A 506-nucleotide genomic window follows, 5' to 3' on the forward strand; every position below is an offset into this window, starting at 1 on the left:
GGCCATCGGCGGCTCCGGGTCAACATTAAGGGAGCTGACAGAGGAGATCTATTGCCTGGCCAGCTACACCTCGCTGCGCCTGGGATCCCTGCTACAAATCCTCAACGGCAGCAACGATCGCGCCATGGTAGAAGCCCTGTTAGCGGAGCTGGGAGGCAGAACAGCCCTGCTGGAGTACCTGCAGCAGCGGTTGGTAGCTCAGCCGGTTGCCCATCTGGATCCCAAACTGGCCCCTGCCCAGTCGGAAATTCGCCTTGGCCCAGGCGGGCAAGAGCTGTACCTCTCCCCCCGCGCCTTGGCCCATCTATGGGAACATCTGCTGGAGGCCACAGACGGGGATCCGACCCGGATCTTGCCTAGAGCAGGCATTGACCACAGCACTCTGGGATTGCGCACCCTGCCCTCCGGCACGACCGCCCAGGTGGGCTCCGCCCCCGATCGGCTGATGATGGTGGGGCAGTTGCCCGATGGTACCCACTTCATCCTGCTCAACCACGGCCCGGATC

General features: G+C 63.6%; 1 pseudogene. It reads left to right on the forward strand.

The window, feature by feature from the left end:
• A pseudogene (locus NW858_RS13215) lies at positions 1–506 on the forward strand (hypothetical protein); the annotation flags it as partial.

Source organism: Synechococcus sp. H55.10 (assembly GCF_047502715.1).
GTDB lineage: Bacteria > Cyanobacteriota > Cyanobacteriia > Thermostichales > Thermostichaceae > Thermostichus.